We start from the raw sequence: 20,628 nt of genomic DNA, 5'->3' as shown, positions 1-20,628 counted from the left end.
TAAAGTAACTTACTCTTGATCAGAATCAATCATAATATCAATTTCGGCATCATCATTTAAATGCTGTGCTAAAAAAGTGACCAACTCTTCCATTGATACAGAAAATTTCAGCATGGGTCCACGCCAACCGTTACGAAAGAAATTCATTTTTATGATGGAAGATCCTTCCGGTTGATACAAAACGATTTTATTGATCTCAGAAAAAGGAACACCTTTTTTATCAAAGCTATTTAGAACAAGCCCATCTTCTGTTATACCACGACTATCTAGTAAAAAGCTGATGAAAATTAGCGCTGACAAGACCCCTTTAGCCAATTCATCTGCAGTTGGTTGACTAATCAGCGTAAACCAAAGAACTAAGATTGCCAGAAAAGGCACGACTAAGTAAACCCAGCGATTTCTAACCGTTCGATAGACGATTTCTCGACGTACCAACCATAAAAACAAACACATAACAAAGACAAATAAAAATAATAGTAAAGTAAATATACTAATCATCTAACTACACCTCTTTTCTCTTTCCAAATACTCGAAAAAGAAATAAAAATTACAAGCAAAAGGACATACAGTACCGATTTCGTTACTGTACGTCCAAAATCATTTCTTCTTATTCAAATGTTTCGTATTTTGCAACAACCATACTTGCTTTTTCTTCTAATAACTCTTGATCTTCCATTGCGCATTGAGCAACTTTGACTACGGCACAATTCGTCATTTTTGAAACAACTTCTCCGATAACTGCTTTTGTAAACCCAATCGGTTTACATGAATATTGCTCTCCTAAATTAATCATTTCTTCCGTCATCAAAATCCTCCTAAACTACCAAGCTCTTTTATAAGGTAACTGTTTTTTTCAAACAGTAATTGCTCTTTCAAATAAACATCATCTAAAAACATTTGTTATTTGACCTGCGATTTATTTCGACCTTACTGGCATTATAGCGTACTGTTTTCGTTTTCACAATTAAAAACTATCAATAAATCGAAACATTTTTTTCAATTTAAAAAAAATTATTCGGCTATTGATCCTGTGATTTTTCAGGACTTTTGTCTTCTTATTTTAAATTTGGAAAACAACATGTCAAATTTTTTATTTTTAAAAAAAAGCATTATAATATGTAAATATCAGAAAAAAGGGGAATTATTATGAAAAGATTCATTGGTAAAAAAATATTATTCGTGGCAATCCTATTATTCGTTATTTTTTCTGCCACCACTTATTTTCACCATTCACACAATGTTGGAAAGGATACTGAAAAAGTAAGTAGTTATGCTAAAAAACAAGTTTTACTTGATGTCCCCTTGGAAAGCCAATTCACCGAGCCAGCGTTAGGAAATGGCTGTGAAGTTACTTCACTGTCCATGCTGCTTTCTTATTATGGTTACGAGACTTCTAAAAATCAGTTAGCTCAACAATTGAATTACGTTTCTGTTTTTAATGCTGATGGTACACATGGCGATCCTAATGAAGGGTTTGTTGGGGACATCAGCGGTGGAGATTGGGCAATGGGCGTCTATGTCCCGCCTATCGCTTCGTTGGCACAGACAATCGTAAAAACAGATTATCATACTCTTCCAAAAACCGATGCAACAATCAATGACATTAAGAAAGCTTTACAACAAGGAAAGCCTGTGTGGGCCTCCGTTACTTTAGATTTCCAAGTCCCTACTGATACTGATTTCGTTACTTGGCAAACAAACAATGGGCAAGTAAAAGTGACACCATTAAACCATGCCTGTGTAGTTACTGGTTATGACAATGACAATATTTATGTAAATGATCCTTATGGAGAAAAAAATAGACCCGTAGCAATCAAAGATTTTGAGGCAATTTTCACCTCAATGGGTGGTCAAATGTTGACTTTAGAGAAAAGCTAGTATTTTTATAAAAAATACATTATACTCTAGCTAAATATGATGGAAAGGATTGAGGGAAATGGAAAAAATTCATAAAAAAATAGATCCTAATGAAATTCCGATTATTTTCGTTCGTGATGTAAATGGTCATACACCAACCAAAGTTTCCGTCAAGGAATGGACGGATCGCTATAGCCCAGTTTCACTCAATGAGTTACAGATCAAACTTTATCGTCAAGCATTAGCCTATTATTCTGAGAAAGATTATGCAAAAGCGATTGATTTATTGAAATTTTTAATCTCACAAACAAACTATACACATTTTGAATACATCGAACGTTTGGCAACGATCTATCGAATCATCGATGCTCCACTAAAAGAATTTCAGTTACTTTCTAATACATTATCAATTGCCAATTTGATCCCACTTCCATCTGGTTTAATCAAGAAGTTAGAAAGACGAATGATCACTGTCAAAAAAATGCTGGATAAAGAGTAATCTCTTGCATTTTCTTTGTGTCGTGCTATGATCAAATTGTTTGATTGGGATGTAGCCAAACTGGTAAGGCACTTGACTCTGAATCAAGCAATTGCAGGTTCGAACCCTACCATCCCAATAAAAAAACCAATCAGAAACTCAGTTTTCTGATTGGTTTTTTTATATTCTCTTTAAGTTTACATAATAAAATTATATTTATCCAATGATAGCTAATGCTTTTTTAGGTACTTCTTTTTTGTCAACTTCTTCATATGACTCGACGTGAGCGCCCTTATTAATGATCTTTAAATAATGTCCTTCTTTTAAAATAGATAAACCTGTAAATTCAATCGTTCGTTCATGTCCCTTTTGATCGGCAGCTTTTTGGATATAAGTCGCTGTTCCATATGAATTGACTTCATCTGGTTTTTTCGTCTTGACGTATACCTCTCCTTTTGTTACCAACGGATTTAATTGGTCTACCACACCTGCCATCTCATCGTGGGAATTTTGCGTATAAAACTTCAAGCCCACTAATGCGACTCCTGCAAATAATACCGTTCCAATAACTACTTTTACTACTTTCATTTTTCTACCTCCTATTTTTATTTCATTATATCCATAAAAATAAACGGCTTCATCCGCCTCTAGTTGGAGATTTTTCTCCTACTTTGGCACAAAAGCTTTTGCTCACCCTTGTTCTAAATAATGCTCAATATTAAAAAACGCTCAAAATGGCTAAAACCATTTCAAGCGTTTTTTTAATAATAAAATCATGAGCAACAATTTTGCCATATGATTAATTTCTTGTAATTAATACAGCCTAGTTGGATCATAATGATAAACTACATTCCCGTTCAATAATGCCTTACCTACGACATATTTACGATTCTTTAATTTTAGCCACGCTTCACGAAAAAGCATGACCTCTTCTCTTTTGACTTCAATTTTTTCAATTTTTCCGTCAATCAATTCTTGGATAAGTGCTTCGTATGGATTCATTGTTCTCCTCCGTCACAATCAATACGTAGTAAAAATTGGTTCATGATCTACTTTTGTATCTAGGTCTGTTCTGACATTTACCGTTGTATATAAAACTTTTTCAACAGGTATACTATAATAATTGTCTTCGCTACTGCTGAATTGGTGTACACCTTTTTTCGTCAGAATACCATTGATTTTATTCATCAGTACTCTTTTTTCTACACTATTACTGACCACATAGTAAATCACACGTATATTGTTTACTAAATGTAAATCGACTTCTAACATTACTTGATCCATGAAAATTTCATCCTTTCTTTCGGATCAATTATAGCAAGAAACTTCTTGTTAATCAAAAACCTTTGTATGTCCTTCTTGGTTATCAATTAAAGAAATACTTGCATCATTTGATACAAAATGTTATTTTGTATCAGATATCATTATTATTCTGGGAGGCACTCTCGTGATTGCGATTGGTCAGCTTGTTTTTTACATTCCATTTTTCATCATGCTAAGTATTCTTTTCTATTACATAAATTGGACAAAAAAGAAACTATCTGTTTTACTTGTTTCTCTTCCAAGCATCTATTTTACTTATCAAATCTTTTCTTTCCGCCATTGGGAAATCCCTTCTGTCTTAATTAGACATGTCATTAGTTTAGTTATTTCAGTCATTATACTGATACTTTGGATATTTTATTTATTAAATAAACAAGATTAGTGTGTGTATAGATTGTGAACAATCGAACAAAAAATGAGTGTGAAAAAAGTGAGCAACCACTTTTTCACACTCATTTTTGATCATTCATTTACACCAAAGAAAGATTTGAACCGTTCAAGGATTGATGCTTGTTTTAAATCAATAAACTGTTGGGCAACAGAAAATTTGTCCTCTAGCAATTCTTTATTTGATTCAATCAAAATTTTTGCTTCTTCGTACTTCTTTTCTTTACATAGTTGTTTGACTTCATTCAATACATCACCAGCACTCATCTTTTCACCTACTTCAGTTATTAGGAACCTGTTGATATAAAAGGTTGTCTCAATGTTGAATGTTTACGATTCTTTCACACAATGAACTTTCTTCCGCAGCACAAAAGCTATTCTTTTTGATCACTTGACGTGATAAACCGGATCGACTCTTGGTACTCACGATAGTCTCTACTATAAAGATCTGTTAATCGATCTGGCAAAACGAACCAAGCTGGATGGTACCCATTTACAGTGACAGGAAATCCTTTCTCTTGCAGACTATCACCATCCCAGCGTAAGGCAATCGCTGTTTTGCCTGACCATTTCACTAAAGCAACAGAATAACCTTTTTTCGTCTGCGTACCACCTTCTAAAATTTTGAGAATTTCAATTTTTTCTTTAGGAGCTGTAACCTCTTGTGGACGTACCATTCTTTCCCCTCCTTATTTGACCACTAACACACTGCAGGGCGCATGAGTAACAACGTAAGAAGCTGTAGAGCCGACTAAAGCTTGTTGGATTGCTCCTTTACCAGTAGCCCCCATGACAATCAAATCGATCGCTTCTTGTTGTGGAAACACCGTCCCAATCAAGTTACGTGGGTCACCCGTTTCAACAATAGCATGGATGTCATTGATCCCATATTCTTTCGCATCATGGATCTTTTTTAACATTTCGACTTCTATCTTCTGTTTTTCTTCTGCATAGATTTTTGAAAATGCGTAGGCGCTATGTGTCAACTCTACTTTATTGATGATCGAAACGATAAATAATTCGGCTTCATTATCTTTCGCTAAATCTAGCGCTTCCAAAAAAGCTTGTTCTGATTGCTTAGACCCATCGACAGCTACCATTATTTTTTGATATCTCTTACTCATGTTATCGCCTCCTTGTTTCTATTATTGTAACATCACATGCTAAATTTAAAAAAAATTACGCTGTTTTCAATTATTTCGTATTTATTTTCAAAAAATGTAGCTTTTTTTTACTTGTTTCTAGTGTTTATTTTTCTCATCAATTGTCCTTGTTAGTGGTTTATTTTAAACGTTTATGACGGTTTTCTCATTGTTTTTCACATTTTATGATAATCTGTTTGTTACAAAAAACGTATCTTTGTTACAAAGTGTCATAGAGCTTTTACCTATGAAATATTTTCCCATGGTAAAGTATTCCTCGTTGGACACAACAAAACTATTTTTAAATTTATGAAGGAGATCTTACATGAAATCACTTAAAACATTACTATTAGGAACAACTTTGACTGCCGGCGCACTATTCTTTATGGGAACATCTGCACATGCGGACGAAGCTTATACCGTTCAATCAGGTGATACGCTATCAACGATTTCTCAAAAATACGTTGGTGATAACTCCTTGATCCAAACTATTGCAGAAAAAAATTCAATCTCAAACATCAACTTGATTTATTCAGGTCAACAATTAACAATCCCAACAGGCGAACAAGCAGCAACAACACAAACAGCTTACCAAGCGCCTGCTCAAACAAAAACAGTGGCTGAACAACCAGTGAAGCAAGAACCAGTTCAACAAGCAGCACCTGCTCAACCAGTTGCTCAAGCAACGCAAACAGCGGCACAAGCAACACCAGCGACAACAAACACAAGCTCAGCGAAAGAATGGATCGCTCAAAAAGAATCTAGCGGTTCTTATACAGCAACAAACGGTCGTTACATCGGACGTTACCAATTAGATTCTTCTTACTTAAATGGTGACTATTCAGCAGCAAACCAAGAACGAGTTGCTGAACAATACGTATCTTCTCGTTATGGCTCATGGGAAGCAGCTAAATCTTTCTGGGAAGCAAACGGTTGGTACTAATATAAAATAGCTTGTTTAAAAAGCGAAGGTCCCTCTTTAGGATCTTCGCTTTTTTATTGATTTTATTCATTTATTTTTTTGAGATTGTTTTAACTTCTTGATTGCCCATTCGTAGTGACTGGAAGTTGCAGAAATGAAATAACTACCTAATGTGGTATTCCCCACCCATGCAAATTGCTTTTTCTGGAATAACTCTTCATTACTCAAGGCGTCTAATTTTTTCATTACTTGCTCATGGCTTTTTTTCAAATAGTTTTCAGCTTCCACTAAAGAAGTTGTTTGATGCTTTTCTACAAACTCTTCATTCATCTTTCCGTAGGTTCGCCAATTATACGGTTCAGGCAAGAAATTTCTTTCTTCTCCGTTAAAGTTGCTTTCAAGCCATCGTAACAATAGTAAATGCCATTCGTACAAATGGATCAATACATCTTTTAAGTCTTTGTCTCGTCGCCAATGTGCTTCCTTTTTTTTCGCCAAAAACTCTTCACTAAATTGAAAGGATTGCTTGCGATCTTCCTCACCCATACCGTTAATTAATTTCCATAAATCATCGAATTGGCTGTTTGCTTTTTCAAGCAATTCATCTTTTGATTTTGGTCGCATATGACACCCCACTCTTTTTTGCTAAATCACTTGCTCACCATAAGGAATTTCAAAATGATTTGTAGTAACTTTTATGTGTTCATTATTTTGTATTACGAGCAACAAAAGCAAAACGATGTTGCAAATTATAAATCGTACCATGTCGTTTCAACTCTTCATAAAGTCCCAATAACTCTTTGAAATTTTTCTCAACTGTAAATCCTGGGTATTCCCATTCAATCGTCCGTACATAAAAGATCAAACTATCCATATCAAAGAATTGTTGATTCAAATAGGCTTCGTCACAAAACAAAAGATCAAAATGGTGCTGTTCTAGTTCTGCTTTCACTAAGGAAAGATGAAAATCAAAACATTCTTTCCTTACTTCTGGCATCAAACGAGAAGCCAAATTCAACCCGTTGAAATCTCCTACTTGTTGAGAAATAAATAACCCATCTGGTTTCAAGACACGCTTCACTTCAGCTACTGCAAAAGATTCATGAGAATTGATCACTAGATCAAATGAATCATCTGGAAAATCCAATACGTCCTCTTCCCCCACAAATTTTACTGTTACACCTTGAGGGTCAAGTGTTTGTAATAATAGCTGGTAATTAGGCGGATACCCTTCCGTTACTGCTGTCTGCTCATAAGGATGGTTAAATGTTTGTAACAATTCACCTCCACCTGTTCCCATATCTAGTAGAAACATAGTTGGAGTTAAATAATTTAAAACAAGCTCTCGGTAATCCCACGGAGGCTCTTCACACGACCATTTCCCATCTAAATAGGAAAAATCCCAGCCAGTAAAATTTTTCTGTTGTTCCTCACTTTTAAGCCACTCTTTTTTTAATTGGTCCATCATCTTTTATCGCTCCAGTCATTATAATTTTATAATCGTTGACGGCGATATAGTCGATTGGATAAAGCATACTCGATATAGGTCTATCCATTCCACTATATCGAGTAGCTACCTCGTTGTTTTCTCATGTTCATTCTCCTTTTGATTGACTTAAAAACAGTATATCATGAAAATCAGGACTAGAAAACGCTTACTAAAAAACTTGTCTTATGCGTTTGCTTAGATTGTTAGATAATTTGGAAGCTATAATTTTTTTGAGTTTCAACGACCTCTTTCGCAATTATTTTCCTATACTGAACAACCTTTTAGTACATCAGCTATCTGAATATTTTACATAGAAAAAAACTCTTCTATCAGCTTTTACTAAAAGCTGTTAAAAGAGTTTAAGTTAGTGTATCAGCCAATAACTCATTATTGATTCAAGATATCCTTTGCTTTCATTTTTTCCATTTCTTTTATTGTCTTTTTTTTCTTTGATTCTTTTCCGCCTTCATAAATACAGATCAATGTAATCAAACCAACAATAGGCATTAATATATTTCTAAATGTTAGATTTAAATGACCTGTCAAAACGATAAAAACAACTAAACCACTGAAAATCACTGGTAAGATCGCTCCCATATATTTATTCCCTATATAACCACTTAGGGTTTGAAACCCAATAATACCTGCAATAAATAAAAATTGTATTATATTATTCATCTATACTCTCCCTATGTTTTTTTATAATTTCTTTTGCTACGTCTAAACTTATTTTTTCGTTAATCACGAGTTGCATCATTGATACTTCAAAAGAATCTTCTTGCTTTCCATCAAAAAGTTTTATTTTTTCAATTAATCTATCTAACCTTATTCTTACTGTTGGATAACTAACTTCATACTCTTTTGCTAACTGCTTTAAGGAACCTGATGCCAACAAAAATTTCTTAATAAATACTTGTTCCTCAGGTTCTAAATTAAAAAACCATTCCATTCATTAACCTCCCAACAAAATATAAATATAATTAAACAAAGTTTAACATTATTAAAAACAAAACACAACTTAATTTATTAAGTATAATTTATAAAGCATTTCGAGATGCGATTTGAATAGAAAAAGAGAAAGGGATAAAAGTCGTTATCATTTATTCATATTTTGACAATTTTACTTCATCAAGCATCAATTTTTACAAAACAAAAAATCCCTCACCAACTTTTTCTAAAAGTTGATAAAGGAGTTTAAAAGTTGTTTACTCGTTGAATATGAAACCCGTGTCAAAATTATCTAATACCAAGTGCAATTCGTGCATAGCGACTCATCTTATCCGTCGTCCAGGCTGGATACCAAACTAGTTTGACTTCTGCCTTAGTTACTTCTGGCACTTCTTTTAAGGCATCGTGGATTGATTCAGTTAGGATATCAGCTAACGGGCAACCCATGGTTGTTAAGGTCATTTTAATGACTGTTTCTCCGTTTTCTGGATCAAATTCGATTTCATAGATCAAGCCTAGGTTGACGATATCGATCCCTAGTTCAGGGTCGATGACCATTTCTAAGGCAGCTAAGATTCGTTCCTTGATTTCATTGACTTCTTCTGCAGACCATTTTTGGTTTGCTTCGCTCATCTTGCAGCACTCCTTCATGCAATTTTCATTTATCATACTCTTTTTTTGCTCATTTGTAAATGAGAATCGAGAGGTTCTATTCTCATTTAGCAGGTTGAAAACAGAAAATTCTTCTGACTTATTTAAGTCAATTATTGTTTTTTAGTTTTTGAAGGAGTTTTCTTTATTTCGGGAAAGACACCCGTAGAACGGTAAAGATTTTGTTCGCTTTCATTCGCAAAACGGCCAAATACCGAATGCGTTGGTAAAATATTGATAAAAGCATCTTCGTCGATTTCATGGACGATTTGATCTAAATCATACATTTCATAACGAGTGATCACCATCATGATCGTTTTACCTTCTTTTTTAGAATAGCCACCGATTGATGGTAAGAGGGTCATTCCTCGAACCATATTTTGAGCGATCGCTGCGGTCACTTCATCTGGTTTAACCGTCACAATCATGGCGGTCACTTTTTGATGACTCGTATGAATCGCATCAATCACTTGGGTCATGGCATAGATAGAGATAATCGTATAGAGCGCACTCTCCCAGTTAAAAAGAAAGCCCGCAATCACCACGATCAAACCATTTAACATCAACATATAATTTCCAACGGTTTTCCCTGTAGTTTGTGAAAGGACTAAAGAAATAATATCCATTCCTCCAGTTGTAAACCCCATTTTAAGTGAGATCCCTACACCAACACCTAACAAAACACCGCCGACTAAGGCATTCATTAAAATATTGTCCGTCACTTGCCCAGTGGGAAGTAAGGTAGTTGCTACCGATACGGCTACTACATTGACAAAACTTAAAATCGTTGCTCGTCTGCCTACTTTCAAGAACCCTAGAATAAAGACAGGGATATTCAAAATAAAGATAAAGGCACCTGTGTCCACTTTTACGTGGAGCCAGTCAGATAATAACGAGGCAATGATTTGGGCAATCCCATTCATCCCTGCGGAAAAGACGTTTGCTGGAATCAAAAAATAATTTAAGGCAACCGCTGCGGTCAATCCGGTGACTAAGATAACCACAATCTTTTTTAATATTTCATTTCTTTGATACACTGTCATAATCTTACTCACAAGCACCTCTTCCTTTCAAAGTTATTCCAATTGTAAGAATAACAGGTTATGAATTAAATTAAAATACTTGAATCATAAATGAGAATAATTTTAGTAAAGCTTCAACACAATCATTTGACTATGATACAATAAAATAAAAACAAATCAGGAGGATCACTATGGCAAAAGATGCAAGTTTTGACATTGTTTCAGAGGTCACAATCGAAGAAGTCAGAAATGCGATCCAGCAAACAATAAAAGAATTAACCAACCGTTTTGATTTTAAAGATTCGACTATTGATATCAAATTTGATAACAATAAATTAATCATTCTTAGTGACGACGATTTCAAGATTGAACAAATCAAAGATGTCTTGTTCAGTAAATTAAACAAACGAAATGTTCCAATCAAAAATATTCATTTCTCTGAATCAGAGCATGCCCTTGGAGGAAAAGCACGTCAATCCGCTGAACTTATCAATGGCATTGATCGGGAAAATGCCAAGAAAATCACAACCGAGATCAAAAATTCAAAGATTAAAGTAAAAACCCAGATTCAAGAAGATCAAATTCGTGTAACTGGAAAAAACCGTGATGACCTTCAAGCGGTGATTGCTTTATTGCGAAAATTAGATCTGCCGATCGAACTTCAGTTTACTAACTATCGTTAACAGATAGCTTTACTTGTCAGACAATGAAACAATTGATCAAATACGCGCTTGAATAGATAAGACACCTGAATCTACCAGTCGTTTGTGGTTGATTCAGGTGTTTTTAATTTTAAACTACTAGCGCTAGAGTAATTTCACATCTCCAATTATTTACTTTTGTGCCAAAAATCGGTGATTTCTGTTGTGAGTTCAGATAGGTTTCTGACAGTGGTCGCTGACTGCCAATGTCTTGGAAACAATTGACGATAATCCAACCGATTAAAACGCTGATCTGCTAACAAAACGATTCCCTGATCACTGGCATCTCTAATGACACGCCCCGCTGCTTGTAAGACTTTATTCATACCAGGTAATTGGTACGCATAAGCAAATCCCAGCTGATCTTTTTCGTCATAATATTCTTTGATCAACTCCTGCTCATGGTTCATTTGTGGTAATCCAACGCCAACGATCATACTGCCAATTAATCGGGTTCCTTTTAAATCGATCCCTTCTGAAAAGATTCCGCCTAACACACAAAAAGCTAGTAAGGTTTCGTCTGGATCAATTTGAAACTGCTTCAAAAATGTTTCTCTCTCAATTTCACTCATCATGGTATCTTGAATCAGCACCTTAACATCTGGATGTTTTTCTTGAAAGGCTGTCACTGCCTGATCCAAATATTGGTAAGAGGGGAAAAATATCAAGTAATTTCCGATCTTTTCTTTTGTAAAATGTTGGATCGTTTCAATCAATCGAGGCATGTTCTCTTCTCGTTTACGATAGGTTGTTTCTAAATAATTTGTGATCAGCACTTTTTGGTTTTCTTCTGGAAAAGGACTTGGCAAGCGATAAGCTAAGCTCTCTTTTCCTCCTAGCGTTTCTTGGTAATAAGACAATGGCGAAAAACTAGCGGAAAATAAGATACTACTTCTCCCCTTAGCTAACGATTGTTCTAAAAAATCACTAGGATCGATGCAAAATGCTTTGATGACGAAATCTTGATAAGTTTTCTCTACAGTTGTTTCATAATGATCATCGTAAAATTCACTGATTTTCAAAAAGTGAAGTAAGTCAAAATAAAAGGGGAGTAACGTCTCTTGAATGGCATGTTCAGGATACTCTGCCAACCACTCTTGGATGTGCTCACTCAATTGATAACCAGCATTAACCAATGTGTCCGCGGGTGCTTTTTGATGGTGGTAGGTCCACCCATCTTCATTTGAAATTTCCTGGATCTGATCGAACGCTTTGAGTAATTTATTAAAACGTCGTCTTAGCTTTTTAAATTCTTTTGGAATGAGTGCATAGACGTTTCTAGCGCTTCGATATGAAAGTTTTGCGGAGTACATCTCTCGGGAACGACTGACCAAATTATGGGCTTCATCAATCAGAAAAAGATGATCCTCATTTTTTTCGCCTTCAAAAAAACGTCGTAAATAAACAGTCGGATCAAACAAATAATTATAATCCCCGATAATCACATCACACCATAAACTCACATCTAGCGACAACTCAAAAGGACATAACGTATGTTTCTTCGCATAGGTTTCAATAACTTCTCTGGTGATTTGATTTTCATGATTCAATAAATCCCATAATCCTTCATTGATCCGGTTGTAATAACCGTTGGCATATGGACATTGATCTGGATTACATGTTGTTTCGTCTAAAAAACAAATCTTATCTTTGGCTGTCAAAGTTACACTTTTGGTCTCAGCACCCACATCTTTTAACGCCTCCAAAGCATCTTCAGCGACTTGTCTCGTGATTGTTTTAGCCGTTAAATAAAAAATGCGTTCTCCCTCTTCTTCCCCTATTGCTTTCAAAGCGGGGAACAGTGTAGAAACTGTTTTCCCAGTTCCTGTCGGTGCTTCGACGAATAATTTTTGTTTTGTACGAATCGTTTTATAGGCAGCGACTGCTAACTCTCTTTGACCTTTACGGTAGTTGTCATAGGGGAATTTCAAAGCCATCAAAGAAGCATTTCGAACGGTACGCCAATTCTCTTGAAAAATCAGCCATTCCTTATAGTCATCTGTAAGTTTTTTAAAAAACTCATTTAATTGTTCGATGGTTTGATGCTCAACTTTTCGGGTAATGATTCCTTCAGTAGTTTGATAATAAGTTAGTTGCAAATTAATTTCTTTTAAATCATGTTCATGACAATAAATATAAGCATAGGTTCTTGCTTGATGGAAAAATAATTCAATTTGTTCTTTTTCTAAGTCTTCATACCTCGGTTCCGAAGTTTTTATTTCATCAATATAATAGATGCCTTCTTTTTGGAACACGCCATCTGCTCGCCCTTCTATGATTAGCTGGTATTCCTCGAAGTGGACAGTCGTCTTTAAAAAGACTTCTTTTTCATAGTCTTCTCCAGCATCTTTTTGAAGCTTCCGATGGATCTTGGCACCTTCCAGTGCGGTATGGTTACTTTTTTTACGATTGTCGATACTGCCACGCCTTAAGATAAATTCAACAAGGTTACGTACCGATATTTTTGATTGCTTCACCACTCCCACTCCTTTGACTATAAGCTTACCTGAAAAAGAAAAGAATCGCAAAATACTAAAATCAAGCTTATCAATTTGCCGATTTATACGCCTAAACAGATGAAAGTATTACAGCTATTTAGTCACTTCTTCCTTTCACAAGTAGGATCACAAAGCTATAGATTTGTTTACATTATTCAGATATCTCTCTCCCTTTACATTCATCATCGTTCACTTGAAAGTAAAGTAAAACATCCGAAAATAGCTTTTTGCATTTTCGGATGCTTCCCTTTGTTTTTCAGAGTTGGACATCACTGTCGCAAGCTCGAATAGGATATAGAATTAGGATTTTTGGATGAGCTCACTCTAACACCAACTTATTAAAAAGAAGTGAGAATTTTCTGTTCTCTTGTTTAAAATCTCTCAATACTTTTATTTTACACCTTGTCATTGAAATAAGTGGTTCATTTAGGAAGCAAGAAAACTCGGCTACAAAAAAACATGACTCAGCTCTACTATATTCAATTAATTCAATTAATTCAATTAATTCATTTATTATTCATTCAATTCGATTTAGATTCACCGTGGACCATTCCTCAAGTAGGGTCTTTTGTTTCATCTTATCAATTGAGTTATACTAGAATTAAGTAAGCGATCAGGAGGAACTCTTTATGCATATTGAACAAATCAAAACTGGGATGATCGAAGAAAATTGTTATTTGGTTTATAACGATGAAGCTTTACTGATTATTGATCCTGGTGAAGATGCAGCAAAAATCAAAACGCAAATCGAAAAAACGCAACAACAACCCGTAGCGATTTTACTAACACATACCCACTATGACCATATCGGAGCCGTCGAAGAACTTCGTCAGTTTTATCAGATCCCTGTATATGTTAGTCCATTAGAACAAAGTTGGTTAGGCGATCCGATATTGAATCTTTCTGGTTTGGGAAGACATGATGACATTGCGAATATCATTGTTTCACCTGCTGAATATGAATTTGAAATGAAACCCTATCGTCTAGGGAATATGACATTTCGGGTCGTCCCTACACCTGGTCATTCGATTGGAAGTGTCAGCTTTATCTTTGATGATTTTGTCGTATCAGGTGATGCACTATTTAAAGGCAGTATCGGTCGAACCGATCTATATACTGGGAATCTGGAACAGCTGCTACACAGTATTCAAACCCAGTTGTTTGTGTTGCCAGATGAATTTGCCGTTTATCCTGGGCATGGAGATGCTACGACCATTGAACATGAAAAAAGAACCAACCCTTTCTTTAATGCTTAACTAACAAATCGATTGGAGGCTGTAAATATGACTAAAACCACTCTTTACATCGTCAGACACGGAAAAACGATGTTCAATACGATTGAACGTGTCCAAGGTTGGTGTGACACACCACTTACCAAACAAGGCCAAGAAGGAATCCACTATCTTGGAAAAGGATTGAAAGACGTTGATTTTTCTTTTGCTTATTCTAGCGATAGTGGTCGTGCTATTGAAACGGCACGTATCATCCTCAGTGAACATGCCAAAGGAAAAGATATCCCTTACTTTATCGATCAAAGGATTCGTGAATGGTGTTTTGGCTCCTTAGAAGGTGGCTATGACATGGAAATGTGGGGAGTTATCCCCCGAGTATTAAACTTCAAAACTTATGATGAGATGTTCACGACGGACGTAACTTTTGAACAAATTGCTAATGCTATTTATAACTTGGATACTGCTGGCTGGGCTGAGACCTACGATACTTTAAAAAATCGTGTATGGTCAGGATTTGAAGACATTGCGCATCATTGCGAAAAAAATGGTGGTGGCAACGTCCTAGTCGTTTCTCATGGATTGACGATTGGCTTTTTACTCAGCCTAATTGACGTACATCAACCTGTTCGAGCAGGCTTATTAAATGGCAGCGTGACAAAAGTGACGTATGAAAAAGGCAATTTTTCAATTGAAGGAATCAACGATATTAGTTATATAGAGCAGGGAAAAAAACACTCGCGGGATTCTTTCTTATAATCGTTCTGTTATCAAACACTGGTTTGCGAGTACTCACTTGAGTACTCGCTTTCTTATGCCCTCTTGCTATTTCTCAAGTTTTTCTTAACATCAAGAAAGCATTTGGTTTTCATTAGAAAGAACGGTATACTTAATACTGTATTTTATTTGGGAAGGAAGGTCCGTATGTTTTTTGCAAATATCATCAAAGCAGCTATCTTAGGAATTATCGAAGGGATTACCGAGTGGTTGCCGATCAGTAGCACTGGTCACTTGATCCTAGCAGATCAGTTCATCAAGCTAGACGCTAGCACACAGTTTATGTCGATGTTCAACGTCGTTATTCAATTAGGTGCTATTTTAGCAGTCGTCGTTTTATATTTTCATAAATTAAATCCCTTTTCTCCAAGCAAAACCACTATTGAGAAAAAAGATACTTGGACATTATGGTTCAAAGTCGTAGTCGCTTGTATTCCAGCAATTATTATTGGATTACCTTTAGATGATTGGTTAGAAGAACATTTTCATAAATTTCTACCAGTTGCGATCGTCTTAATCGTTTATGGGATTGCATTCATTGTTGTGGAAAAAAGAAACAAGACAAAAACACCACGTTGGACAACCTTAAACGATTTTACTTATCAAGCGGCGTTACTGGTTGGATTATTCCAAGTATTAGCGTTAGTTCCTGGAACTTCTCGTTCAGGAGCTACGATCCTCGGAGCCATTTTGATTGGTGCTTCTCGATTTGTAGCAACAGAATTTTCATTTTTCCTTGGTATCCCAGTGATGTTTGGTGCCAGTGGTTTAAAAATCGTGAAGTATCTAGCTGAAGGAAACTCCTTTAAAATGGAAGAAACAATTATTTTACTCGTTGGAACCCTCGTATCATTTATTGTCTCCGTTTTAGCCATCAAATTCTTGTTAAGTTATTTGAAGAAAAACGACTTTACAATTTTTGGTTGGTATCGGATTATTTTAGGAATCATTTTGATTGGTTACTGGTTTATCGCAATGTAACTGAATAAAACGAAGTCAAAGCACCGTATGATTACGGTGTTTTTTATATTTATTCTAATTATCCCCTTTCCAAAAACGCGTTATTCTAAATGATAACTATTATCGTTCTCATTTAGCGATTTTTATTATCAATTAGAATTTTGGTGTGGTATATTAATTTTGTAAAGGAGGAAACAAATATGACTCGTTTAATACAGACATTTATCCCGACAATCGGTTGTTTATTACTTATAATCTTAGGTTTGGCTACTCAATCTTTTGTGCCTTTTCTAAGTATCATCTTTTATTTAGGAGCCATCTCATTCGGTGGTTTCAAGCAGACTCGTGAAGGGTTGACCGAACTCTGGCAGGAAAACACATTGAATGTTGACTTATTGATGGCCTTGGCAGCAATTGGCGCTTGTTTGATCGGTGATTTTTTAGAAGGTGCGATGCTTACGTTTATTTTCTGTTTAAGTGGCGCTCTCGAAGAATATACGACCAGTAAAAGTCAGCAAGAAATTACCGCTTTAATGAATCTACAGCCACGAAAAGCACAACGTTTAACTGCAAACGAAGAATTAGAAGAAATAGCTGTAACTGATCTTAAGATCAATGATCGGGTATTTGTCCCAAAAGGTGGAACGATCCCAATTGACGGCTATTTAGAAAGTCAACAAGCAACGGTTGATGAAGCAACATTGAGTGGTGAATCTGTACCAGTTGAAAAAGTCCCTCATGATGAGTTATTTGCAGGAACGATCAATCGAGGGAATCCTTTGATCCTACAGGTGACTAAAAAAAGTGATGAGACCGTTTTTGCTAAAATCATCCAGCTGGTTGAAAAAGCACAAAGCACCCCTACAAAGACCGCTTCTTTTATCTCTCGTATTGAAAATACCTACGTTAAAGGTGTGTTAGTCGTTGTTCCATTAATGATTCTTGTTTCATATTTCATTTTTGGCTGGAGTTTTCAAGAAAGTTTTTATCGGGGAATGGTTTTACTGGTTGTCGCCTCTCCTTGTGCGTTGGTTGCCTCTGCGACACCTGCAACACTAGCAGCCCTTTCTAACGCTGCCCGCAACGGTGTGCTGATCAAAGGTGGACTCCATTTAGAACAATTAGCTGATTTAAAAGCAATTGCCTTTGATAAAACCGGAACTTTAACGAAAGGTAAACCGATAGTAACTGATAGCTATTTTGTAAAAGATCAGAATCTGGCGCAACAAATCTTAGTTTCAATGGAACAAAAAACAACGCACCCCTTAGCTCAAGCAATCGTAACACATTTTGACATTGCTATACCAAAAGACATCCAAAAATTACTAATCGAAGAAATCACGGGGTTTGGTTTACGAACAGTTTACCAAGAAGCTCAGTGGATTGTAGGTAAATGGGAACCAGAAAAAACGTCGATAGCTGAAAAAGAACTTCTTGATAAAATTCATTTACTCGAACAACAGGGAAAGACAGTGATTGTTTTAACCAAAGACAATCAATTGATAGCACTCATCGGCTTATTAGATGTGCCGAAAGAAAATGCCCAACAAGTCATTGACTATTTCAATAACCAGCAAATTGATACCAGCATGATCACTGGAGATAACCAAGGGACTGCTGCAGCTATTGCAGAGAAAATTGGTGTTCAACACTTACTGGCTAACTGCACACCATCGGATAAAACACACTATGCACAACAGCAAAAAGAAAAGTATACTGTCACAGCAATGGTTGGTGATGGTGTCAATGATGCCCCAGCTCTTGCAACTGCTTCACTAGGAGTTGCCATGGGACAAGGAACGGATGTCGCTATGGAAATCGCTGATATCGTCTTGGTAAAAAATGACTTGCAAAAATTAAGTTATGCCCACCGTCTTTCACTAAGAATGAAGAAAATCATTAAGCAAAATATTATTTTTTCTCTTACAGTGATTTGTTTACTGATCCTTTCTAACTTTCTGCAATTTTTAAATTTACCTCTTGGCGTGATTGGTCATGAAGGAAGCACGATCTTGGTTATCTTAAATGGGTTACGTTTATTGAAACCCTTACCTGAAGATACTTCCAAAAAATCACGTTGCACTGGCTGTCCCTTACAGCCAAATCACCACTCTATCTAGTTTTTCCACTCTGATGAACCTCACTTTTGTAACCGTTGAAAAAATGATATGATTGATGGCAGGAAAGTGAGGTTCTTTTTTTATGGAAAGTTGGATTTTTCTTGGATTGATCATGCTTGTTGCCCTGCTTGCTAAAAATCAAAGCTTGATCATCGCTACAGGTTTTATATTACTAGTCAAATTGATACCGACATCGAAAGTGTTTCTTACTTGGCTTCAAGGCAAAGGAATTAATCTAGGAGTCACCATCATCACAGCTGCTATTTTAGTTCCAATCGCTACTGGCGAGATTGGTTTAAAAGATTTACTGGATGCCTTTAAATCACCCATCGGTTGGATTGCTGTGTTTTGTGGTGGTCTAGTAGCCGTACTTTCTTCCAAAGGAGTCGGTTTGATTGCTTCAGACCCGCAGATTACTGTTGCATTGGTTTTTGGAACAATTCTCGGAGTCGTTTTCTTAAAAGGGATCGCGGCTGGTCCAGTCATTGCTTCTGGTATTACCTATTGTCTCTTGCAATTATTTTCTTTAAGTAAATGAAAAAATCGATCACAGATAAAGTGTTTTGAGTCCTCTGAATCGAATCGTTCGTGATATACTTATTCCGAGGTGATCACATGTTAGAAAAATTAAAATACTTTATCGGCACGGTTGGTTGGTTTTTATTAGCGATCGTATTGATTTTAGGACTAGCTTATCTTTTATTTCCAGATCTGATCCAAAATGTGTTCAATACCTACTTTAATTGATCGTGAAAAAAGTAAACCCGATAGATGGAGTAAACAAACTTTATCTATCGGGTTTATTGTTTTTTCATTTATCTTTACTTATGGAATCTACTTGATAAAAGTTGCGTGAGTTTCATCAAGTATGTTTTTAATGTTCCTACCTCTTCCTCTTACCCCTACACCACTTACCCCCTTTTATGTTTCCTAAAATATTATTAAATAATCCTCATTTCTTTTTGGCTCCTCCTTTCATTTTTTGTTATACTAGAACACAAGATAGCATCATTTATATTTTTAATCATTCGCTATTATGCTTTATATATAGAAAGGAAAACGCTCATGGAAACCTTTGAAGGTCTTTTAATTGATACGTATGTCTTACAAGAACAACCTATGATGTTGACTGGCTTAAATCTTCAACTGGAAGATCGTGTCATTAACGGTCTGTTGAAAGATCGTTACTTGGCAAAATATATTCTTCGGCTCCCTTTAAATAAATATGTATTAGAAGTCAGTGGAAAATGGAACCGCCGCAATCAATTAGTCATCAAAAAAATGATGATCAAAAATATTGATGAATACATTAAAATTATTGGGACTCCGGAATAAATTTAGACACACCAACGGTTAACGGTTATAAAATAACTAAAGAATGGTATCGTTATGATTGCTTAGTCTACAAGGAACGTATCCCTTTTCAAAAAAAGCTTTGCAAACGGTTCGCTTTGTTATATAATGTTCGAGTACCAAACAGTCCCATTCAAATTTTGTTTAAAAAGATAAATTTATCTGCTTTGGTTGAACGCTATTGTCTCCCACAATAGCGTTTTTTATTTGCCCATTTTCCTTCTCTTTCAATGCTAGTAGAGCCTAGAATTAAGTTTCTTTTAGTGTTAAGGAAAAAAACTTGTCATGTTCATATTGCAAAGATTACTTCATTTAGGTATAATAATGAATGTTGAATTATGCGGTAACACGCGTAAGAACTTAATTTATCGGAGGTGAAACTAATGCCAAACATTGAATCTGCAATCAAACGTGTTCGTACAAGCGAAAATGCGAACGTTAAAAATTCATCTCAAACAAGCGCTATGCGTACTGCAATCAAAAAATTTGAAGATGCTGTAGCTTCAGGTGCTGAAAACGTAGATGCGTTATATAAAGAAGCTGTTAAAGCTATTGATATGGCTGAAACAAAAGGTCTAATTCATAAAAACAAAGCTAACCGCGACAAATCTCGTTTAAGCAAAAAAATCGCTAAATAAGGAAATCGGCTACGGCCGGTTTTTTTATTTTGTCTCAAACAGTCTATTCGATCACCCTTCTGTTGGGTTTCTTTCCATTCTTTTTATTAGTAAACCAGCTGCGGCTGACTCAGCACTTCCTACTCTAAAACAA

The 20,628-nt window shown here is 35.7% G+C and carries 28 protein-coding genes and 1 tRNA gene; 14 read left to right on the top strand and 15 right to left on the bottom strand.

The window, feature by feature from the left end:
* Positions 1-9 precede the first annotated feature (9 nt).
* Entirely contained in the window at positions 10-498 is a 489-nt protein-coding gene (locus IGK91_RS05580; RefSeq protein WP_010719310.1) for a hypothetical protein, read from the bottom strand.
* 109 nt (positions 499-607) lie between these two features.
* Positions 608-805 carry a hypothetical protein gene (locus IGK91_RS05575; protein ID WP_010719311.1) on the bottom strand — a complete coding sequence of 66 codons (198 nt, stop codon included), beginning with the start codon at positions 803-805 and terminating at the stop codon, positions 608-610.
* A gap of 341 nt (positions 806-1,146) precedes the next feature.
* Between IGK91_RS05575 and IGK91_RS05570 the strand changes: the two genes are divergently transcribed.
* The 3 genes from IGK91_RS05570 to IGK91_RS05560 all read left to right on the top strand — a co-directional run bounded on the left by IGK91_RS05570 (position 1,147) and on the right by IGK91_RS05560 (position 2,474).
* Complete coding sequence (locus IGK91_RS05570) at positions 1,147-1,878, top strand: C39 family peptidase (protein WP_430605338.1); 732 nt, start codon at positions 1,147-1,149, stop codon at positions 1,876-1,878.
* A 58-nt stretch (positions 1,879-1,936) separates the two neighbouring features.
* A complete protein-coding gene (locus tag IGK91_RS05565) occupies positions 1,937-2,356 on the top strand; it encodes a hypothetical protein (protein ID WP_010737477.1) in 420 nt (139 codons plus the stop codon).
* Between the two features lie 45 nt (positions 2,357-2,401).
* A tRNA-Gln gene (locus IGK91_RS05560) sits at positions 2,402-2,474 on the top strand.
* A 77-nt stretch (positions 2,475-2,551) separates the two neighbouring features.
* Here the strand turns inward: IGK91_RS05560 and IGK91_RS05555 are convergent.
* The 3 genes from IGK91_RS05555 to IGK91_RS05545 form a co-directional block, all read right to left on the bottom strand.
* On the bottom strand, positions 2,552-2,923 hold the full coding sequence (locus tag IGK91_RS05555; protein ID WP_010737476.1) for a YxeA family protein: 372 nt from the start codon (positions 2,921-2,923) through the stop codon (positions 2,552-2,554).
* 225 nt (positions 2,924-3,148) lie between these two features.
* Entirely contained in the window at positions 3,149-3,337 is a 189-nt protein-coding gene (locus tag IGK91_RS05550) for a hypothetical protein (RefSeq protein WP_010737475.1), read from the bottom strand.
* An 18-nt stretch (positions 3,338-3,355) separates the two neighbouring features.
* The gene (locus tag IGK91_RS05545; protein ID WP_010737474.1) at positions 3,356-3,619 is read right to left on the bottom strand and encodes a hypothetical protein; all 264 of its coding nucleotides are present in this window, start codon (positions 3,617-3,619) and stop codon (positions 3,356-3,358) included.
* A 163-nt stretch (positions 3,620-3,782) separates the two neighbouring features.
* On the opposite strand from IGK91_RS05545, the gene IGK91_RS05540 reads away from it, so the two are divergent.
* Complete coding sequence (locus IGK91_RS05540; RefSeq protein ID WP_010719317.1) at positions 3,783-4,040, top strand: hypothetical protein; 258 nt, start codon at positions 3,783-3,785, stop codon at positions 4,038-4,040.
* Between the two features lie 80 nt (positions 4,041-4,120).
* Here IGK91_RS05540 and IGK91_RS05535 read toward each other — a convergent pair whose 3' ends face one another.
* From IGK91_RS05535 to IGK91_RS05525, 3 genes are all read right to left on the bottom strand, one after another.
* Complete coding sequence (locus IGK91_RS05535; protein ID WP_010719318.1) at positions 4,121-4,312, bottom strand: hypothetical protein; 192 nt, start codon at positions 4,310-4,312, stop codon at positions 4,121-4,123.
* Positions 4,313-4,419: 107 nt separating this feature from the next.
* Complete coding sequence (locus IGK91_RS05530) at positions 4,420-4,722, bottom strand: hypothetical protein (RefSeq protein ID WP_081122840.1); 303 nt, start codon at positions 4,720-4,722, stop codon at positions 4,420-4,422.
* 12 nt (positions 4,723-4,734) lie between these two features.
* Positions 4,735-5,169, bottom strand: a complete 435-nt coding sequence (locus tag IGK91_RS05525) for a universal stress protein (protein ID WP_010719320.1) — start codon at positions 5,167-5,169, stop codon at positions 4,735-4,737.
* A gap of 343 nt (positions 5,170-5,512) precedes the next feature.
* Here IGK91_RS05525 and IGK91_RS05520 point away from each other — a divergent pair, with 343 nt between their 5' ends.
* Positions 5,513-6,130 (top strand): LysM peptidoglycan-binding domain-containing protein, encoded by a 618-nt coding sequence (locus IGK91_RS05520; protein WP_010737411.1) that lies wholly within the window; start codon positions 5,513-5,515, stop codon positions 6,128-6,130.
* Positions 6,131-6,196: 66 nt separating this feature from the next.
* Here IGK91_RS05520 and IGK91_RS05515 read toward each other — a convergent pair whose 3' ends face one another.
* The 6 genes from IGK91_RS05515 to IGK91_RS05490 all read right to left on the bottom strand — a co-directional run bounded on the left by IGK91_RS05515 (position 6,197) and on the right by IGK91_RS05490 (position 10,252).
* The gene (locus IGK91_RS05515) at positions 6,197-6,733 is read right to left on the bottom strand and encodes a ClbS/DfsB family four-helix bundle protein (protein ID WP_010737473.1); all 537 of its coding nucleotides are present in this window, start codon (positions 6,731-6,733) and stop codon (positions 6,197-6,199) included.
* 82 nt (positions 6,734-6,815) lie between these two features.
* Positions 6,816-7,577 (bottom strand): class I SAM-dependent methyltransferase, encoded by a 762-nt coding sequence (locus tag IGK91_RS05510; protein ID WP_010737472.1) that lies wholly within the window; start codon positions 7,575-7,577, stop codon positions 6,816-6,818.
* A gap of 408 nt (positions 7,578-7,985) precedes the next feature.
* Entirely contained in the window at positions 7,986-8,276 is a 291-nt protein-coding gene (locus tag IGK91_RS05505) for a hypothetical protein (RefSeq protein WP_034700666.1), read from the bottom strand.
* Positions 8,269-8,547 (bottom strand): DUF2089 family protein, encoded by a 279-nt coding sequence (locus tag IGK91_RS05500; RefSeq protein ID WP_010737470.1) that lies wholly within the window; start codon positions 8,545-8,547, stop codon positions 8,269-8,271. Before IGK91_RS05500 ends, IGK91_RS05505 begins: the two co-directional genes overlap by 8 nt.
* Positions 8,548-8,834: 287 nt before the next feature.
* The gene (locus IGK91_RS05495) at positions 8,835-9,179 is read right to left on the bottom strand and encodes a metal-sulfur cluster assembly factor (protein ID WP_010719329.1); all 345 of its coding nucleotides are present in this window, start codon (positions 9,177-9,179) and stop codon (positions 8,835-8,837) included.
* Positions 9,180-9,310: 131 nt separating this feature from the next.
* Positions 9,311-10,252, bottom strand: coding sequence for a YitT family protein (locus IGK91_RS05490; protein ID WP_010737469.1), 942 nt, complete (start codon positions 10,250-10,252; stop codon positions 9,311-9,313).
* A 158-nt stretch (positions 10,253-10,410) separates the two neighbouring features.
* On the opposite strand from IGK91_RS05490, the gene IGK91_RS05485 reads away from it, so the two are divergent.
* A complete protein-coding gene (locus IGK91_RS05485) occupies positions 10,411-10,902 on the top strand; it encodes a YajQ family cyclic di-GMP-binding protein (protein WP_010737468.1) in 492 nt (163 codons plus the stop codon).
* A 146-nt stretch (positions 10,903-11,048) separates the two neighbouring features.
* Here the strand turns inward: IGK91_RS05485 and IGK91_RS05480 are convergent, their stop codons facing one another.
* Entirely contained in the window at positions 11,049-13,400 is a 2,352-nt protein-coding gene (locus IGK91_RS05480; protein WP_010737467.1) for an ATP-dependent DNA helicase, read from the bottom strand.
* A gap of 647 nt (positions 13,401-14,047) precedes the next feature.
* On the opposite strand from IGK91_RS05480, the gene IGK91_RS05475 reads away from it, so the two are divergent.
* The 8 genes from IGK91_RS05475 (at position 14,048) to rpsT (ending at position 20,495) form a co-directional block, all read left to right on the top strand.
* Positions 14,048-14,674 carry an MBL fold metallo-hydrolase gene (locus IGK91_RS05475; RefSeq protein ID WP_010719334.1) on the top strand — a complete coding sequence of 209 codons (627 nt, stop codon included), beginning with the start codon at positions 14,048-14,050 and terminating at the stop codon, positions 14,672-14,674.
* 27 nt (positions 14,675-14,701) lie between these two features.
* Positions 14,702-15,406: a histidine phosphatase family protein gene (locus IGK91_RS05470; RefSeq protein WP_034700670.1), complete on the top strand. Its 705-nt coding sequence runs from the start codon at positions 14,702-14,704 to the stop codon at positions 15,404-15,406.
* A 165-nt stretch (positions 15,407-15,571) separates the two neighbouring features.
* On the top strand, positions 15,572-16,405 hold the full coding sequence (locus IGK91_RS05465) for an undecaprenyl-diphosphate phosphatase (protein WP_010737464.1): 834 nt from the start codon (positions 15,572-15,574) through the stop codon (positions 16,403-16,405).
* Between the two features lie 179 nt (positions 16,406-16,584).
* A complete protein-coding gene (locus tag IGK91_RS05460) occupies positions 16,585-18,504 on the top strand; it encodes a heavy metal translocating P-type ATPase (protein WP_081123436.1) in 1,920 nt (639 codons plus the stop codon).
* 82 nt (positions 18,505-18,586) lie between these two features.
* Positions 18,587-19,042 carry a DUF441 domain-containing protein gene (locus IGK91_RS05455; protein ID WP_010719338.1) on the top strand — a complete coding sequence of 152 codons (456 nt, stop codon included), beginning with the start codon at positions 18,587-18,589 and terminating at the stop codon, positions 19,040-19,042.
* A 77-nt stretch (positions 19,043-19,119) separates the two neighbouring features.
* Entirely contained in the window at positions 19,120-19,251 is a 132-nt protein-coding gene (locus IGK91_RS05450) for a hypothetical protein (protein ID WP_010719339.1), read from the top strand.
* Positions 19,252-19,569: 318 nt separating this feature from the next.
* The gene (locus IGK91_RS05445; protein WP_005878685.1) at positions 19,570-19,839 is read left to right on the top strand and encodes a hypothetical protein; all 270 of its coding nucleotides are present in this window, start codon (positions 19,570-19,572) and stop codon (positions 19,837-19,839) included.
* Between the two features lie 401 nt (positions 19,840-20,240).
* The gene (gene rpsT, locus IGK91_RS05440; RefSeq protein ID WP_010719340.1) at positions 20,241-20,495 is read left to right on the top strand and encodes a 30S ribosomal protein S20; all 255 of its coding nucleotides are present in this window, start codon (positions 20,241-20,243) and stop codon (positions 20,493-20,495) included.
* Positions 20,496-20,628: the final 133 nt, after the last annotated feature.

The sequence above is a fragment of the Enterococcus sp. DIV1208 genome (genome assembly GCF_050530455.1).
In the GTDB taxonomy this organism is placed as follows: domain Bacteria; phylum Bacillota; class Bacilli; order Lactobacillales; family Enterococcaceae; genus Enterococcus_B; species Enterococcus_B hirae.
This window is presented reverse-complemented; position numbering and strand designations above follow the sequence as displayed.